This is a genomic window from Caballeronia grimmiae, assembly GCF_022879615.1.
GTDB classification, from domain to species: domain Bacteria; phylum Pseudomonadota; class Gammaproteobacteria; order Burkholderiales; family Burkholderiaceae; genus Caballeronia; species Caballeronia grimmiae.
Genome location: NZ_CP084272.1, coordinates 671,900 through 685,763 on the forward strand (window position 1 = coordinate 671,900; position 13,864 = coordinate 685,763).

General features: G+C 61.9%; 10 protein-coding genes. 2 read left to right on the forward strand and 8 right to left on the reverse strand.

Annotation, left to right across the window (positions count from 1 at the left end; translation table 11 throughout):
* Positions 1–16: 16 nt before the first annotated feature.
* From LDZ21_RS16725 to LDZ21_RS16760, 8 genes are all read right to left on the reverse strand, one after another.
* Positions 17–2,674 carry an ATP-binding cassette domain-containing protein gene (locus LDZ21_RS16725; RefSeq protein WP_244795885.1) on the reverse strand — a complete coding sequence of 886 codons (2,658 nt, stop codon included), beginning with the start codon at positions 2,672–2,674 and terminating at the stop codon, positions 17–19.
* A 97-nt stretch (positions 2,675–2,771) separates the two neighbouring features.
* Positions 2,772–5,147 (reverse strand): DNA polymerase II, encoded by a 2,376-nt coding sequence (locus LDZ21_RS16730; RefSeq protein WP_244794916.1) that lies wholly within the window; start codon positions 5,145–5,147, stop codon positions 2,772–2,774.
* Between the two features lie 169 nt (positions 5,148–5,316).
* A complete protein-coding gene (gene flhC / locus LDZ21_RS16735) occupies positions 5,317–5,988 on the reverse strand; it encodes a flagellar transcriptional regulator FlhC (protein ID WP_244794917.1) in 672 nt (223 codons plus the stop codon).
* An 18-nt stretch (positions 5,989–6,006) separates the two neighbouring features.
* On the reverse strand, positions 6,007–6,324 hold the full coding sequence (flhD, locus tag LDZ21_RS16740) for a flagellar transcriptional regulator FlhD (protein ID WP_035963774.1): 318 nt from the start codon (positions 6,322–6,324) through the stop codon (positions 6,007–6,009).
* Between the two features lie 804 nt (positions 6,325–7,128).
* Complete coding sequence (locus LDZ21_RS16745; RefSeq protein WP_244794918.1) at positions 7,129–9,666, reverse strand: mechanosensitive ion channel domain-containing protein; 2,538 nt, start codon at positions 9,664–9,666, stop codon at positions 7,129–7,131.
* Between the two features lie 286 nt (positions 9,667–9,952).
* Positions 9,953–10,879: a cation diffusion facilitator family transporter gene (locus tag LDZ21_RS16750; RefSeq protein WP_244794919.1), complete on the reverse strand. Its 927-nt coding sequence runs from the start codon at positions 10,877–10,879 to the stop codon at positions 9,953–9,955.
* A 28-nt stretch (positions 10,880–10,907) separates the two neighbouring features.
* Entirely contained in the window at positions 10,908–11,978 is a 1,071-nt protein-coding gene (selD, locus tag LDZ21_RS16755; RefSeq protein ID WP_244794920.1) for a selenide, water dikinase SelD, read from the reverse strand.
* Between the two features lie 66 nt (positions 11,979–12,044).
* Positions 12,045–12,605 (reverse strand): putative glycolipid-binding domain-containing protein, encoded by a 561-nt coding sequence (locus LDZ21_RS16760; protein WP_244794921.1) that lies wholly within the window; start codon positions 12,603–12,605, stop codon positions 12,045–12,047.
* A gap of 246 nt (positions 12,606–12,851) precedes the next feature.
* Between LDZ21_RS16760 and LDZ21_RS16765 the strand changes: the two genes are divergently transcribed.
* Both LDZ21_RS16765 and LDZ21_RS16770 read left to right on the forward strand, forming a co-directional pair.
* A complete protein-coding gene (locus LDZ21_RS16765) occupies positions 12,852–13,274 on the forward strand; it encodes a BspC domain-containing protein (protein WP_035964025.1) in 423 nt (140 codons plus the stop codon).
* 359 nt (positions 13,275–13,633) lie between these two features.
* Positions 13,634–13,852 (forward strand): hypothetical protein, encoded by a 219-nt coding sequence (locus tag LDZ21_RS16770; protein WP_244794922.1) that lies wholly within the window; start codon positions 13,634–13,636, stop codon positions 13,850–13,852.
* Positions 13,853–13,864 lie beyond the last annotated feature (12 nt).

Genomic DNA, 13,864 nt, shown 5'->3' on the forward strand with positions numbered 1-13,864 from the left:
GCGCCCTCGTCATCCTTCACGCTTCGGTACGGACGGCGACCTGCCTGATCGCGGCGATCAGCCGTTCCGCAGGCACTGGCTTCGTCATATGCATCTGGAAGCCGGCCATCTGCGCCCGCAGGCGGTCTTCGGTCTGCGTGTGACCCGTCAAGGCTATGGCAGGCATGCGCTGATCGAGCGATACGCGCCGGCTCGCCTCCAGTTCCCGCACGCGACGCAACACCTGATAGCCGTCTTCCTCGCCAAGCACGATGTCGCATAGAAACGCATCCGGCCACTGTTCGGTCGGCGTAGCGGCGAGCCATTCGAGTGCTTCCTTGCCCGATGCCACGAGGCGCACGCCTGCTCCCGTCGTTTCGAGCACCGCGCCGAGTGCTTCCCGCGCGGCTTCCTGATCGTCGAGGACCATCACGCAGAGGCCGTCGAGATTGCCGGTGACATCGGCTTGCGGGCTTGCCTGCCCATCTGCGTCGACGACGGGACGCAGAGGCATCATCGCGACATACGCGAGGTGACCGTCGACATAGCCGACGGTGAACGTGCCGCCCATTTCGCTCAACGCTTCTTCGAGCCTGCGCGCCTGCTCTTGTGATAGCGGCGCTGGCTGCGCGCGACGCCCGAGCACGCATACCCGCACCTGATTCGCTTCACGCTCCACGCGTAATTCCACGCGTTCGCCGCGATCCGCCGCATGTATTTCCGTGCGGCACAGGTCCGCGATCACGAGTTGCAGCACGCCCGGATCACCGGTCACGCGCAGATCGTCTTCGGGCAGCATCGTGTAGAGATGCACGCCATGTTCGACGATCTCTTCGTGCAAGCCATCGACGACGCCCGCGATCAGCGCGCCCAGATGAACCGGTTGCGCCGACACCTTGCGCTGCACTTGCGCGAGTTCGCCCTGTTGCGATTGCAGCGACCACATGCGCGCATAAACGCCGCCACGTTCGATCAGTTCCGAATGCTGCCCCTGCTCGACGATGCGCCCGTGTTCCATCACGAGGATCCAGTCCGCATTGACCACGGTCGATAACCGATGCGCAATCACGATCGACGTGCGCCCTTGCGCAAGCCTGTCGAGTTCGCTTTGAATCGCGCGCTCCGAGCGTGTATCCAGCGCGGAAGTCGCTTCATCGAACACGATGATGCGCGGGTCTTTCAGGATGGCGCGCGCAATGGCGATGCGTTGCCGTTCGCCGCCCGAGAGCCGCACGCCACGCTCACCGACGCGCGTGTCGTAGTGATCGGGCAGGCGTTCGATGAAGCTGTCGAGCTGTGCCGCACGCGCCGCGCGCACCACGTCCGCACGGGTGGCCGACGGACGCCCATACGCGATGTTGTACGCGATCGTATCGTTGAAGAGCACGGTGTCTTGCGGCACGATGCCGATTGCTTCGCGTAGGCTCCTTTGCGTGACGTGCCGGATGTCCTGACCGTCGATGGTGATAACGCCGGAAGTCGGCTGATAGAGCCTGAAAAGCAGCTTCATCAGCGTGGATTTACCGGAGCCGCTACCGCCCACGACTGCGAGCTTTTTGCCCGGATGCGCGCGAAAATCGATATCGCGCAAAATCTGACGCGCCGGATCGTAGCCAAAATCGACGTGCTGAAATTCGATCTCGCCCGCTGTAACTTCGAGCGGCTTGGCATCGACTTCGTCGACGTCCTCGCCGCGACGCCCCCGCGCAAGAAGTATTTCGAACATGCGTTCGACATTCACGATCGCATCGTTGGTCTCGCGAAATACGAAGCCGAGCGTATTGAGCGGCGCGCAGACCTGCACGATATAAGCGTTGACCAGCACGAGATCGCCGACACTCATCGTGCCCGCCACCACGTTTTGTGCAGCCAGCAGCATGACGGCGGCAATGCCGAGTGCAATCACGGTGCTCTGCCCCACGTGCAGAATGGTCAACGCGCGCTGATTCGCGGTGCGCGCCGTGACCCATTTGTCGAGAACCGTCGAAAGGCGCATGCGCTCGACGTCTTCGCTCGCGAAAAGCTTCACCGTTTCATAGTTGAGCAGACTATCGACGAGACGGCTGTCCGATTGCGCTTCGAGCCGGTTCACTGCGCGCTGAAAGCGCATGCGATAGCGCGTGAAAATCAGCGTATAGCCCGCATAGCACACGAAGGTGATGCCGATGGCGATGGTGAACGTGCGCGCATACTGGCTCATCATGATCGCGACGACCGTGGCGATCTCGATCAACGTCGGCACGATGGTGAAGATTGCGACGCCCAGCAGAAAGCCGATGCCATCCGCGCCCTTCTGCACGTCGCGCACGACGCCGCCCGTTTCGCGCTGCGCATGAAAACGCGCACCCATGCCGTGCAAATGTGAGAACGTACGTTCGGTGAACGATGCAACGGTGCGCTGCGTGACGATACTGAATATGATGTCGCGTGCTTCGTTGAGCACGTCGCCGAGATAGCGCATCAGCACGTACGTCAGGATCACGAACACCGGAAACACGGCGTTGGCCGTCGGCCGGCTGAATTCGTCGATCACATGCTTCAGCATCAGCGGGACCGACACGACGGCGAGCCGCGATGCGATCATCAGCGTGACGGCGGCAAGCGTTTGAAGGCGATACTTCCAGATCGCCTGCGCAAGATCGCTCACGATGCGGTTGCGCAATTGCGAGCGGCTGATTTCCGTGGACGCCATCATCATGTGCGTGCTTCCATTGTCGATTTTCCCGATGCAGGCAACGTGAGATGCGGCAGCAAATGCCGCGCCCGCGTTTTCGGGCGAGCCACGGCTACGCTCAGAACAGCTCTTGCTGTCCCGACATCAACGCGGCGAAATCGTCGCGCATGAGAGGCAGGATGCCATCCGCCACGGGCTGCAGCTGCTTGCTCACGTAATGCTCGTAGTCGATCGGTGCGGAACGCGCTTCGACCGGCTCGGGACCGCCGAGCGTCATCACATAGCTTATCCATCCGCCGTTCTGATATTGCAACGGGCGGCCCTGCCGTGCATTGAACTCGTCGGCGCTGCGCGCGGCGCGCACATGCGGCGGCACGTTGCGTTGATACTCGGCGAGGCTGCGGCGCAGGCGCTTGCGATAGATCAGCAGCGCATCCAGTTCGCCGCGCCGCGTGCGGTCGACGTAATCGCGCACGTAGTCCGCATACGGCTCGCCCTTGAAGATGCGCATATAAAGCTCTTGCTGAAAACGCTGCGCGAGCGGCGTCCAGTCCGTACGTACCGTCTCAAGCCCTTTAAAGATGATTTCTTCGCTGCCGTCCGCACGTTGCGTGAGACCGGCGTAGCGCTTCTTGCTGCCCTCTTCCGTGCCGCGGATCGTCGGCATCAGAAAGCGCGTGAAGTGCGTTTCGAATTGCAGTTCGAGCGCGCTTTCGAGTCCGAATGTTTCATGCAGATGCTTGCGCCAGTAATCATTCACGTGTTCGACGAGCGCGCGGCCGATGCGCGCGGCGTCGTCTTCATCGCGTGCGCGGCGCAGCCAGACGAAGGTCGAATCCGTGTCGCCGTAAATGACGCCATAGCCTCGCGCTTCGATCAGTTCGCGCGTGCGATGCATGATTTCATGGCCGCGCATGGTGATCGACGACGCGAGGCGAGGATCGAAGAAGCGGCATCCGCTCGATCCCAGCACGCCATAGAACGAATTCATGATGATCTTGAGCGCCTGCGAAAGCGGCTTGTTGCGCTGACGCTTCGCGGCCTCGCGTCCCTGCCATACCTGCTCGACGATCGCGGGCAGGCAATGCTTGTCGCGCGAAAACAGCGCGCCGCGAAAGCCGGGCACGGTGCGCGTCGCATCCGTTTCGCTCATGCCTTGCGCGAGACCAACGGGATCGATCAGAAACGTGCGGATGATGGACGGATACAGGCTCTTGTAGTCGAGCACGAGCACCGAGTCATAGAGACCGGGCCGCGAGTCCATGACGAAGCCGCCGGGGCTCGCTTCTTCCGGCACGTCGCCGAGATTCGGCGCGACGTAGCCGAGCCGATGCATGCGCGGCATGTACAGATGCGTGAACGCGGCCACCGATCCGCCGCTACGATCGACCGCCAGTCCCGTGACGGTCGCGCGTTCGAGCAGGAACGGCAGCAGTTCCGTCTTCTCGAAGACCTTCGTAACGAGTTCGCAATCGGTCAGGTTGTAATGCGCAAGCGCGGGCTTGTCCTCCTGAAAGCGCCGCTCGATCTCGTCCATGCGGGCATAGGGACTGTCGATCGCCTTGCCTTCGCCGAGCAGGGACTGCGACACGTATTCGAGGCTGAACGACGGAAAATTCCACGTCGCCGAACGCAACGCCTCGATGCCGTCGATCACGAGCCGTCCCGCAATCGACACGAAGAAATGATTGCGCTTCATGCCGTGCTCGCGCCATTCGACGACGCTGCCATCGCGGCCAAATGCAAGCGGCACGCCGTAATCGTCGGCATGTTTCTGCAGCACGCGCAAATCGAACTGCACGACGTTCCAGCCGATGATCGCATCCGGATCATGTTGCGCTATCCACGCGTTGAAACGCTGCAACATCTCGGCGCGGGTCGCGCAATAGTCGAGAGCGAAATCGCGTGCGGCTTCGGTATCGCCATTGGGCGGTCCGAACATGAAAACCTGACGCGCGCCGCAGCCTTCGAGCGCAATCGAATAGAGCGCGCCCTTCGCACTGGTTTCGATATCGAGCGAGACCAGCTTTAGCGACGGACGATAAGCGGCAGCAGGCTTCAGTTCGCTGTGAACGACACCGCCGCTCGCATCGCCATCGAATGAAACGGGCGCGGTGATGAAGCGCTCCATCAGATAGCGTTCGGTCGGGCGGATATCGGCTTCGAATACATTGACGCCCGCATTCTTCAGCGTCTTTTCGAGCCCAAGCAACTGGCGATACTGAGGGCAATACAGCCCAAGCACCGGCTTCTGACGAAAGTCCTTGAGCGGCAGTTCACGCAGTTGCGCATCGCGCACAGTGCGAACGAGCGGCTCGGCTCGCTCGCGATCTTCCGCGCGGATGAATGCGACTGGCGTTTGCGGGGCAATGCGGATCTTGCGCGGGCCGTCATCGGTGGCGAGCCAGAACTCGACCTCCGTGCCGGTTGCCGTATCGCGCCAATGACGCGTCAGCAAGAAGCCTTGCTTTGATGTCTGTGCGGCCTGAGCCAAGGCGTTTCCTTCGATAGCGCGTGCTGTCGAAGCATTTTACTTGGGGCCGGAAGATGTCTGCTCCGCGCACGAATGGCGCGTTGCAAAGAGAATTAAAAAACGGTAGCGGCATGCCGGTCGTCCACCATCCAGCGGATGGCCCTCGCTGGGCGACCGGCGCCGCTACCGCCTAAGCAGCCTGTGCGACCAGGCTCGCGTGCTGCGACTGCATAGCCGCAACGTTCTCGAGTGCGATCTGCTCCGGATGATCCGGCGCTTGCGGCACTTCGTTCTTGATGGACACACCCTCCAGAGCGGCTTCTTGAACGGCCTGTTTAGCGGCCGCCGCTTTCTTGGTCTTCCCCGCGCGTGACGGCGGCTGGCAGGCCCCGCACACCACGTTGTTCTGCAAATCATGCTTGTGTGCGACAAACTTCCCGGTACAGCGGCAGCAGGGCGTCATCTGCAGCATGCCCGCGTCGAAGAAGCGCACAAGAGTCCAGGCCCGCGTAAGATCGAGTACCGCCTCGGCGCCGCTATGCTTGCAGTGCTCGAGATACAGCCGATACCCCTTGGTTAATGCATCGAGATGCGAACAACCGGCTTCGTTCTTGAGGAACGTATAGGTGTTGTAGAACAGCGATGCGTGGATGTTGGCCAGCCACGTCATGTACCAGTCCGCCGAAAACGGCAGCATGCCCTTGGGCGGCGATACACCCTTCACTTCGCGATACAGACGGATCATGCGATCGCGCGAGAGCGTCAGTTCACTCTCCAGCACTTGCATACGCGCGCCAAGCTCGATCAGCGCGATGGCGCGGAATACTTCCTGGGCGTCTTCGGTGAGGCTCTTCTTAAGCATGGCTCGCTCCGTCATCACTTAAGCGAACTGTTCAGCCGGCTGGCCAGCCAGCAGGATTGCTGCATGCGTCGGCGCGATGTCGGCGTTTTTCGCCGGCTGCGTCAGTGCCGACAGCATCGTGTGATCGTTGAAGCGGAAAGCGCACAGCAGGTTGTCGGATTGCGCGAGCTTGACGACCTGTGCGAGCGTGAGCCCGGACAGCAAGTCAGCCAGTTCCTTCGACAGCCCGAGCCGGAACATGCCGATGGCCCGGTCCTCGCGCAGCAGACGCTGAGCGAGCATGATGTAAGACAAGTTGATTTCCCGGATTGATTCCAGCGTTTCGCGACCGTTCATGGTTGCTGCTTCCAGTAAATCCCCGAATATCCCGCCGGCTTGTTGCCGCTTTCTTTTTTATTCCGTCGCCGTGCCGGTTTCGACCGGCTACGTACTTTGATACAACCCGTTACAACTCGTAACAAACTCTGTGAAACGGATTCTAAGTACGGCCTGAAATGAACGCAAGGCCATCTCAATAATATTTTGTTGCAAACAACACTTCGACTCGGTAAGTTTTGGACCTACAAAGTTGACCGCGTCGTTTTGTCGGATGATGGGACTTTCAGGACGGCGCGATACAGGCTGGTTTTTGATGGGAGTAATCGCCTGACGCCTGCATCAACGAGGGATTGCCGGATTCGGTTGACAGGTATCGCGGGTATTTTCGAGAGGCAAATCGACGGTGAAAAACAGGTAAAAACGCCGTGAAAACCTGTTTTACCGACTAATGCGTGATTGAGTAATTTTTGCGGTGTGCGCGTTACATGTGTTCCATGCCAAGTGTTTCGGCAGACTCCGTGCACTGGAACGCCGCTTCGCCATACATGACGATTTCATGTGTGAGGCGACTGCCCGCCAGTTACAAATTCCGAATGGCGGGCGCGAAGCCGCGTTGCGCGGCAGCGGTTCAGCAAAATGTGCGTAGTGCGCTTCTTGTTTTAGCTAGACGAGCTGGAAGCGAGAAATTGTGGTGAACCGGGCCTGACGCTGATTCGCTGAGCGCCGGCAACGCGCCGATACCGGCGGCGATCGAAGCGTGTGTACCGGACTTTTACGGCCCGTACAAACCGCGCCGTTCAATCGAACGGCGCGTCCATCGACTCACGTCCCGCTCTGAGCGCCGCGCGGCGGCGGCGCGCTCGACGCGGCATCGTTGCCGGCCGCCGCTTCGTTCGTCGGATGCTGCGCCGCCTTCGACGCCTCCGCGCGCTGATCCGCGCCCGCCTTGTCGCTGTCGTCCTGGATGTCCAGTGTCGAATCCTGCCCGCTGCCGTTGACGATCACGAAATTGCGCTGCGGATTCGCGATCTCGATGCCGCGCGCCGTGAACTCGTTCAGGATGCGGCGGTTGAACTCACGCTGCACCGGCCAGCGCGAGCTATCCCGGCATTGGATCTGACCGGCGAGCGTGACGGTCGAACCGTCGACGGCGTCGACGCCCCAGAAGCTGAAGTCGGACAGGATGCCGTCGCGGAACGCTTCGTCGTCGCGCAGCGCCGCGCCGATTTCCTTGAGCGTCGAAATGGCGAGATCGACGTCCTGGCCAAGCGCAATCGACACACGCACCGCCGCATTGCCGATGCCGCGATTGGTGTTGTTCACCGTCGTCACCGAACTGAACGGCACCGTGTAGAGCGAGCCGTCACCGCCACGCAGGCGTACCGTGCGAATCGACAGATACTCGACCGTTCCCGAAACGCCCGAAACCGTCACCCAGTCGCCGACCTGCATCGCGTTTTCCATCAACAGGAAAATGCCGGTGATGAAATCCTGCACGAGCTTTTGCGAGCCGAAGCCAAGCGCCACGCCGAAGATGCTGGCACTCGCGAGAAGCGGCGCCGTGTTCACGCCGATCTCCGAAAGACCGGTCAGCACGACCACCATCGCGATGATGATGAACAGACCAGTACGCATCATCGGCAGGAGCGTGCGCAGGCGAGCCGCGCGCACGCGATCGCCGGTTGTGTTCCATTGCTCCAGACGCCGTTCGACGAACACGTTGGCCGATTCCCACACGAGCACCGCGAAAACGGCGGCGACCGCGATCGTCAGCAGTGCAGACGCGAGCCGGTTGCCCACTCCGCCGGACGTAAAGAAGCGCAAGATGTGCACGCCCCACACTTCGAGCAGGGCGATCACGGTCGCCACGCCGATCACCGTCTGCACGATGCGGCGCAGCGCCGGGTAGTAGCGGTACGCGTGCCGATGCGCAATGGACTTGCTGGCGAAGTCCTCTTCGTCGTTATCGCGGAAGAGGCGTCCGAGCGCGCCGAACGCGACGATGGCCGCAACGCGCGACACGACGAGCACCAGCAGCGACACGCCGCCCAGATGGAACAGCGTCGCGTAGCCGTTTTCCACGCCGAGCGCCCATACGAACCACATCGCCATCACGAAGAAGATCGCTACGCCGGCCCACACATCCGCGACCCAACTGCCGACGAGCGCCACCGAGCGATGCGCCGACATCCGTTGGCGGATGCTCTCGCCCACGACATTGCGCGATTCGAAGATGACCCACGCGATCATCACATGCACGACGAGCGTGACTATCTTGAGGATGGCGATATGCGCCGCATCCGACAGCCCGAGCGGCTCACAGCCGTTCGCGAGCGCAATGCCCGCCCCGCCGACGATCACGATGCGCCGCAGCCAGCGCGTTGTGTAAATCGCATACTGGTCGCGCATCTGTATCAGGCGCAGCCCGTGCGCACGCGGTGCGACGAGGAACGCGCAGACGATCATCACGGCGCGGCAAACCAGATAGACGTCGATGAGCGCGCCTGCGACGTGGGCTTCGGTCGTGTTGTCGTCGATGAAGATGGACATCAGGATCGCCACCGCGCCCATGAAAGCGCCGAGCGGAATCACGTTGTAGAGCAGATACAAAAGCGCGTTCGGCAGGCGCTGCAGCAAGGTCCAGTGATGCGCGGCATGACGCTTTCCGCGCGCCGCGTCGACCTTGCGCTCGGCGACGTGCATCGCGACTTCATCGCCGGTGCGCTGCGCCGTGTCTTCGGCGCGCTCGGCCACGCGTTGTTCGTGCACGAGTTGCGGCTCGTTCGCTTCGGTATCCGCGATTCCACGTGCCGCGACTTTCTCACGCGGCTTGCGCAGGAGCCTCGACGCGAAAAATTCGATCAGCAGAGCGGGCACGAGCGACAACAGGACGGTCCATACGACGTGGACCAATAGCGCGCGTTGCTGCTCCGTATTGATGCGGTCACGCCACCAGTACACGACTGAGCGTACGTTGAGCAACGCGCTCGCCGAGTGCCGCAGACCGGCGCCGAAATGCACCAGCCAGTTGCCCGCCTGACGCGATAATTGCGACGCGAGCCCGTTCGCGGTCAATGAACTGGCGAGCACGCCGGATGCACCGGATGCCGGCGCTGCCGCCGATGCAGGCTGCGCTGCGCTCGCGGGTGCGGCCAGCGCGCCGGCTGCGGCGACAGCACGCAGCGTGTCGGCGACTTGAGCGCGGCGTTGCGGATCGTTGAGCACCGAGAGCGCATCGCGGGCTTGCTGCGGCGTCAGCGCGACAGCGGGCTGCGAGGCCGGTTGCGATGTGGCTGCGTTGGCTTGTTGAAAGTTGATCGCGACGACGATCAAATAGAAAGCAAGAAATAGTTTGCGCATGGGCCGGATGAAGATCTCGAAATTTCGGGGACTCGATGCGAGGGTGTGCATGCTGCAGGCTAACGCGATGGGTGTCGCCATGCACGGAGGCGCTTTCGCGCGAACTCCGGGTGAGCTTCTGTAAGGGTCAACTTGATTGAAGGTTCATCGTGCGGTGCACGAGGCGGCCCGTGACCGCTTGTGTCGGTATAGCACTAACCGCACCTGGGCGCTGGATCGCGCCGGTTCATTGGAAAGCCCCTATCGGGGCCGAAGCACGAAACTCTGAGACGACGTTGCGGAACATTCACGCCGCCGCGCGCTTACTCGCTTCATTCGCCACGTCCGGCTCGAAAAATACCCATCGCACTTGCGGAAACGCATTCTGCAAATCTTCCTCGATGACGTTGATCGCATCGATCATCGCGCGGCCGCTCGGATAGTCGATCATCTCGGCCTGCACCGCCACCACGATGTGCTTGCCCCATTGCAACGTGATCAGGCTGATGATGCGCGTCACCTCCGGCCGTCCTCTCAAGTGCGCGTCGATCGCCTTGCGCACTTCCGGACTCGCCGATTCGCCGACGATCATCGACTTCACTTCACGCGCCACCAGGAACGCAATCACCATCAACAGCACGCCCACGCCGATGGAACCCGCCGCATCGTAGGCCGCGTTGCCGGTGAGCATCGTCATAAGGACCGCCGCGAACGCGATTGCCAGTCCCGCCAGCGCCGCCACGTCCTCGCCCGCGACGACCAGCAGTTCCGACTCGCGCGTCTCGCGGAACCATCGCCATAGCGTCTTGTTCGGCGCGCCCTTGCGAATCTCCCGCAACGCGCCCGCCAGCGAAAGCGCCTCCAGCACGACCGACACGCCCAATATCACCAGCGCGACGATCGGATTCGACAACGGCTCATGATGCATCAGGCGATGCACGCCCTCGTACACCGAAAACGCCCCGCCGACAAAGAACAGCAGCAGCGCAACGATCAGCGAGTAGAAATAGACCTCACGCCCCGAACCGAGCGGGTGCAGCGCACTGGCCGGCGCCTGCGACCGCTTAAGGCCCAGAAGCAGCAGCAACTGATTGCCGCAATCCGCGGTGGAATGGATGGCTTCGGCGAACATCGACCCCGAACCGGTATACGCAGCCGCGCCGTACTTACAGACGGCAATGCCCAGGTTCGCGGCCAGCGCGTAAAAAATGGCTTTCGGCGATTCTTCCTTCATGTCCACCTTGGTCGTCGATGTTGACGGCTCATCGCACCTCGACGCGGCCCGCTCCGTCTGTCATTTCGCCGATCACCGCAGCATGGTCGAAGCCATCGGCATGAAAGATCGCGAGCACGTCGTCGACGGATTCGGGGGCGCACGAGACGAGCAGCCCGCCGGATGTTTGCGGATCTGTAAGCAATGCGCGGGCCGCTTCGAGCGAACCGCCGATCGACTCGGCGAGCGAGACATCCGCGCCATACGCCGTCCAGTTGCGCCCCGATGCGCCAGTGAAAATGCCTTCGCTCACGAAGTCACGCACCTGCGGCAGCCACGGCAGATCCGCATAACGGATGCGCGCCGTCAAACCTGCACCGCGCGCAAGTTCCAGCGTGTGGCCGAGCAGGCCGAAGCCGGTTACGTCGGTCAACGCATGAACGCCGTCGAGTTGCGCGAGGTCCGCGCCCGGACGATTGAGCTTCGTCGTCGCGGCGATCATCGCGGCATAGCCGACCGCATCGAGCTTGTCCTTTTTCAGCGCCGCCGACAGCACGCCGACGCCGAGCGGCTTGCCGAGCACGAGCACATCGCCGGGGCGCGCCGCTGCGTTTCGCTTCACCCGCGACGGATGCACGATGCCAAGCGCGGCGAGTCCGTAGATCGGCTCGACGGAATCGATCGAATGACCGCCCGCGACCGGGATGCCCGCCTCCGCGCAAACGGCTTCGCCGCCCTTCAGCACTTGCGCGATCACCTCATGCGGCAGCACGTTGATCGGCATGCCGACGAGCGCAAGCGCGAGGATGGGCTTGCCGCCCATCGCATAGACATCGGAGAGCGCGTTCGTCGCCGCGATGCGGCCAAAGTCGAACGGATCGTCGACGATCGGCATGAAGAAGTCCGTCGTCGCGACGATGGCCTGCTCGTCGTTGAGCCTGTAGACGGCGGCGTCGTCGGCCGTATCGTTGCCGACGAGCAGATCGGGGAACGCGGCCATCGGCGTCGTGCGCTTCAGCAGTTCGGCAAGCACGCCGGGCGCGATTTTGCAGCCGCAGCCGCCGCCATGCGAAAGGCTCGTGAGGCGCGGGGCGTTCGTGGTGTCGTGCGTGGTGTTCATCGTGTGTGTCGCGCGAGAAGTTCGGTCGGTGTATTGCATTATCGCCGCTCTCGGCTTCGTGCGCCTTTACCGGATGCGCCTGAAAAGGCCAGGATAGTCGATGACAAGACCATCGCCGTCGGTCGTGATCTCCGCTTCGAAACCCGTATCGAGTCCTTCGAAGCGATACCGCCGCCGCGCTTCGAGACACGTATAAGCCTGCTCGACAGCGCGAACGGTCATCGACGGCACGCTCACATACACGACGCGAATCACGCGCCGCTCGCCGGGTTGCAAGCGCAGGCGGCGTATCGGCAGCGTGTTGGTGAAAGGCGTAGCCGTGATGTCCACGTCGATGCAGCCGTCAAGTATCGGTTGCGGCGCGCCGTCCGCGTCGGTCCATGCGTGCAGGACGGCGTGATCGTCCGCCTGGCGGCGCAGATCGAGCGCGGTGCTGCCGGCAAGCCGAATCGCGAGCCGCGTCACTTGCCATTGCATATTGCATTCAATGCGATACATGAGCCCGAAGGACTGTCCATCGTCCTCGCCCACGACCGCGCTCTCTACGAGTACGCCGTCGGGCCGTGCGTCGAATACCAAATGCTCCAGCCCTGCCCCGTCCTGCTGCGACCATCGCACTGTTTTCATGGAAGAGTCCGGCTTGCGTCATCAGCCGGAAAGGATACAACGCGCACTTCGAGCACGCGCCGCGCGGGCTTTCGTTTTGCATTCAGAATGCATGATTCACTCGACGCATAAAAACATCGCGCGGTACACTTCGCGCTATCTCGAAAAGACGCGTGGCTTCGTGAGCCAGTCGTCGTCATCGCCGTGCTGCCGCGATGCGCGCCTCGTTCCGCCGCGCGGCCTGCCGCCTATCCTTATCGCCATCGCATGAAAATCTCTTTCGCTTCGGCGCTTGCCGCGCTCCTGCTTTCGGCTTCTGCGTTTCAGCTCGTTCAGGCGCAAGAAACGCCTGACGCATCGGAAGACTATTCGTATCTCGCCCGTCTCCATGTTCCGGACACCGTCGTGCAATGCGTCGCTGCATTCGACCGCTGGGTCGAAGACGCGCCCAAGTACGACACGTTGATCGTTCCCGACCGGCGCGTGCTGTCCGCGAAGATTGATAGTCAAACGCCCATCTTCGATGCGGGCAATCCGATTCCCGTCGATCAGGTCATCGTGATGCGCGCGTTTGCGAAAGCGCGCGGCAAGGCGCAATGGACGCGCGTCGATAGCCGATGCGGCGTGCGCGATGGTCATGTCGTCGGCGTGGCGCTCACGCCCAATCTCAAGCCGAAGATCGTTCGCTAGCGAGCCGGTTACCGTATCGCCTCTCTCTGCGCCCGCTCCAATGTGGGCGCTGTCCACATGTGCGCCCTTGTCGCTCACAGTCTCCCTTCGTAAATATTTCACGCTACACGTTTGCTTACAAAGGAACACGGCTTGTCATTTGGCGAGCGGCTAAATTTCGCTTCATGGATTCACAGGGAGAAACCCATGAAGAAGATAGCGATTCTTGCAGTACTGAGCGTTCTGCTGGGAAGCACGTTGTCGGGCTGCATCATTCTGCCGGGGGATGGCGGCGGTTATCACCATCATCGTGACTACTACCGCTAAGACGGGCAATGCGCTCACGCACGAAAACGCATGACCATCGAAGGAGAAAGATCATGTTCGACAAGACAAAGAAGAGCCTGCTGGTCGCATCGGTTGCCGCATCGCTGGGGCTTGGCCTCGTGAACGTCGCATCGGCGGCAATGCATCACGAACCGCATCATGCGGTCAAGCTAGGCTGGCACGGCGAGCGTTACTGGGACGGGCATCGCTACTGGCAGCGGACGGAGTGGGAGCGCCATCATCCGCGTCACATGGAACCGGCGCATCGTTGATGCACGAGCCGC

What these genes read in the sequence shown, in the direction of transcription:
- LDZ21_RS16725 (WP_244795885.1), bottom strand. Translation starts at nt 2,674, where the DNA reads ATGATGGCGTCCACGGAAATCAGCCGCTCGCAATTGCGCAACCGCATC.
- flhC (WP_244794917.1), bottom strand. Translation starts at nt 5,988, where the DNA reads ATGCTTAAGAAGAGCCTCACCGAAGACGCCCAGGAAGTATTCCGCGCC.
- flhD (WP_035963774.1), bottom strand. Translation starts at nt 6,324, where the DNA reads ATGAACGGTCGCGAAACGCTGGAATCAATCCGGGAAATCAACTTGTCT.
- LDZ21_RS16745 (WP_244794918.1), bottom strand. Translation starts at nt 9,666, where the DNA reads ATGCGCAAACTATTTCTTGCTTTCTATTTGATCGTCGTCGCGATCAAC.
- LDZ21_RS16750 (WP_244794919.1), bottom strand. Translation starts at nt 10,879, where the DNA reads ATGAAGGAAGAATCGCCGAAAGCCATTTTTTACGCGCTGGCCGCGAAC.
- selD (WP_244794920.1), bottom strand. Translation starts at nt 11,978, where the DNA reads ATGAACACCACGCACGACACCACGAACGCCCCGCGCCTCACGAGCCTT.
- LDZ21_RS16760 (WP_244794921.1), bottom strand. Translation starts at nt 12,605, where the DNA reads ATGAAAACAGTGCGATGGTCGCAGCAGGACGGGGCAGGGCTGGAGCAT.
- LDZ21_RS16765 (WP_035964025.1), top strand. Translation starts at nt 12,852, where the DNA reads ATGAAAATCTCTTTCGCTTCGGCGCTTGCCGCGCTCCTGCTTTCGGCT.
- LDZ21_RS16770 (WP_244794922.1), top strand. Translation starts at nt 13,634, where the DNA reads ATGTTCGACAAGACAAAGAAGAGCCTGCTGGTCGCATCGGTTGCCGCA.